The organism is Pleionea sp. WD8-19, from assembly GCF_055326765.1.
In genome coordinates this window covers 1-1155 of record NZ_JBUZOU010000058.1, presented here as the reverse complement: position 1 = coordinate 1155, position 1155 = coordinate 1, and the positions used below count along the sequence as shown (strand labels likewise).

The window sequence follows — 1155 nt, the reverse complement described above, 5'->3', positions numbered from 1 at the left end:
CTGTTTGATGTGATTGAATGCCGCTTTAATAAGCTCTTTCTCTAGCGACTTTTCGGGCACTTCAATTTTGAAGGAGTCGGCTAGTTGCATCAGAATTTGCCAGTAAGTATGAAGTGTTCTTGAAAACGAAGTATAGGGGTGCAACTCTCGCACTGATCATTTTCGAACAAATTTCACAACATTTTTAGGTGGTGAAATAGGTTGGTAGTAATGTTGTTTAATGTTTTCCCAAGCAGTATCCAGTTGTTTGCTGAGAAGGATGGACCGAAACGTTAGTATCGCCTGCCCACCTTGATCATCCCAGTGTTGCCCTGAACGTTTAAGTCGCATCTGCACCACCGTTTTACAAGCCGACTCCACAATGCCTGAACCAATCGGCTTGCACTCATCAATAAGCTTTGCGTAATGGCAACGAGCTTTGTGACGCTTGAAATAAGTCAGCTCTGTTTTTAGGTGATTGTTATGGGGCAATTTCCTCAGCTGATAATTCAGATGATTAATCACTTTTGTGATCCCGTTTTTATGCTCTAACAAAAGGCTTCGATACTTTTTGAAAGCCAAACTCGCAGCTAAACTTCCTTTGCCATGAATGGCTTCCAATGCGCAGTGAAGGTGCTGAGAAGCGTGATAAAAATCGAGTACACATTCACCCGTTTTGATTTCATTGTCGAAAAATGTCCAGTTATCTCGTGCGCCGTCGGCTATTTTAATAAAGGATAAATCCGGACGTTGTTGCTTGATCAGCTGAATACGTTGACTGAGCATTTGCTTCATGGATTTCTTTTTGTGCTCAGGCATACGAGCGAGATAGAGAAGTATAGGGGTCAAGTCTTGATATTAGCTATTAAATCAACTACCCTCAATGCATGACCAGACCTCTCCGAGTAGAATACGAAGGCGCTTACTACCACGTGATGAACCGAGGTAGGGAGCGTCAGACTATCTTTCATGGTAATAAATACTATGAAGACTTTTTAACCTGTATTGACCAAGCCCACCAACGATTTGGCATTGAGATACACGCTTATTGCTTGATGGGAAATCATTATCACTTACTGGTGAAAACACCGAGAGGTAATTTGGGGCGTGCAATGCGTCATATCAACGGTGTTTATACTCAAAAATACAATCAACGAAAACGTACCGACGGCGCTT

The 1155-nt window shown here is 42.3% G+C and carries 2 protein-coding genes; one reads left to right on the top strand and one right to left on the bottom strand.

The features are described from left to right. Nucleotides 1-156 precede the first annotated feature (156 nt). A complete protein-coding gene (locus tag ACTUJY_RS21100) occupies nucleotides 157-774 on the bottom strand; it encodes a hypothetical protein (RefSeq protein ID WP_463618110.1) in 618 nt (205 codons plus the stop codon). A gap of 92 nt (nucleotides 775-866) precedes the next feature. Between ACTUJY_RS21100 and ACTUJY_RS21095 the strand changes: the two genes are divergently transcribed. Further along, a partial coding sequence (locus ACTUJY_RS21095) for a transposase (protein WP_463618109.1) occupies nucleotides 867-1155 on the top strand: 289 nt, incomplete at its 3' end.

Bases quoted from the DNA above. Each gene is read 5' to 3' on its own strand.
- ACTUJY_RS21100 (WP_463618110.1), bottom strand. From the start codon at position 774: ATGAAGCAAATGCTCAGTCAACGTATTCAGCTGATCAAGCAACAACGT.